The organism is Armatimonadota bacterium (assembly GCA_016869025.1).
GTDB lineage: Bacteria > Sysuimicrobiota > Sysuimicrobiia > Sysuimicrobiales > Humicultoraceae > VGFA01.
Genome location: VGFA01000048.1, coordinates 1 through 1838, shown reverse-complemented (window position 1 = coordinate 1838; position 1838 = coordinate 1). Strand labels below are relative to the sequence as shown.

Sequence of the window (1838 nt, the reverse complement as noted above, 5' to 3'; positions counted from 1 at the left end):
TCGAGGAGTTCGCGATCTAGGCCACTTGTGGCCTTCACATCGTGAAAAAGTTGATGATGTTCCCATTCATGCGGCGATCCCGAGGTGGTTGAAGAGGTTGCGCATCTCTCTGTGCACTGCGGCATACCGGAGATCCAGAGCGGTTGCTTCGCGGGGCTGGGGTGCGGGCTCCGACCTTGAGGCCGCGGCCATGAGCGGACGCACGACGCGGTCGCGGAGGATGAGCAGAGCGGCCATGGCCCGAAGGCCGGAGACATCGGCGGCGTAGCGAGGGGAACGGGGCACCCTGGCCACGAGTCCCTTGCAGCGGAGTTTGCGAAGATCGTAGGCCGCTCGGCTCGGCGAGTAGGTCTCGTCAGCGAGGAGTCCTCCGACTTGGGTGGCGAGTTCGGACGAGGTGAAGCCGCGAGGGCTGGGCGACAGTGCGACGACCGCTTCCATGACGGCTCGGATCCGCGGCCTGTTGATGTCGAGACCGCCGACGCGCACGGCGCCGAGGCGGCCCGGCTGGGAGATCTCATCCATGAGCCCGGCATCGATGAACGAGGTATCCACGCAGTCCAGGACCTCGACGAAGCGATCGACCATCCTTCGTAGCTCGACCATGATCTGCGGGAAGTAGTGCACTCCCCGGTGGCAACGGAGGTCGCGGATGTTGTGCGCCATGGCCTCGATGCGCAGGACGCGCCCGCCTTTGGTGTAGATCTTGAGCGTCACGCGGCCGAAGTGGATCCGCAGGATCGTCAGATCGTACGTAGGTTTCTCGAGCGCGATCTCCTCGGCCGGTGCACGCGGCTGGCCCTTCTGTCGCTGAGGTCTCTGCCGGCGTCCAAAGAGGGTCTTCACGGTCCGGATGTCGAGCGGCCCGCGGATTCGGTCGATCAGGCCGCTGAACACCTGATCCATTTGCCGCCCGTCACGGAAGAGCAGGTTCCGGCTGTACTCGGCCTGGAAGACCGAGTAGCTGTAGCGAAAGCCCGTCCTCTCCTGATCGGCGATGTCCATGGCGAAGCACAACACCGCCGAGTAGATCCAACGCTCCGAGACCTGGACCAAGCGCCCTACAGAGCTCTCGGAGGAGCTCAAGGTATCTGCGACAAGGCCCAGGCCCCGGGCGTCGGATAGCTCCGTGAAGCAGTTGTCTTCCTTCGTGAACGCCACGCCCCTCCTGGCCGCCTCCAGCGCCACCCACTCGTGACCGTTCAGGATGACCATGGCGTTGAACGGCGGATGAGGGCAGAACCGGACGATCACGTGGCCCCACTCACGATCCATGATGTGAAACGCGTAGTGGTTGACCCAGGACCGGGGCTTCTTGCGCCCGATGTTGCGGATCCGTCCATCCGCGGTCTGCACGACGTCCCACACGTTTCCCGGCGCCCGACCTACGATGATCAGGAAGACCCCCTCCCTGCGAGGATCGGCCGGCATGTACTTCTCCGCGATGGCCTCGTTCCGTTCGCCCGCCTGGCTGTAGACGATCGGGACACCCTCGCCTTCAGCCCATCCCCGCACCTTCCGCGCGAAGCGCCCGGCGATCCGCATCAGGTGCGTATTGTCGAGCCCCTTGTCCGAACCCTTCCACCGCCGCCAGAACATTCGGAACCCCGCCGGCGCCTGCCCGAGCTGGAAATAGGCTCGAAGGACCACCCGGTCCACGCAGTCGTAGTTGCCATCCAAGAACTCATCGTACAGGACGCCCTCTGCGCAGCCCGCCTCGACCATCGGCCTTTACCCTCCACCCAGAATCAACCACCGCCCCAAAGTACGCTCTCGCTGCGCCGCAGGCGCCCCGTTCCCTGGGCGTAGTCCCGGGGAACGCGTAGCTCTAGCGGCGA

General features: G+C 64.8%; 1 protein-coding gene. It reads right to left on the bottom strand.

Features of this window, described 5'->3' with window-relative positions:
- Positions 1 to 66 precede the first annotated feature (66 nt).
- Positions 67 to 1725, bottom strand: a complete 1659-nt coding sequence (locus tag FJX73_12730; GenBank protein ID MBM3471635.1) for a hypothetical protein — start codon at positions 1723 to 1725, stop codon at positions 67 to 69.
- Positions 1726 to 1838 lie beyond the last annotated feature (113 nt).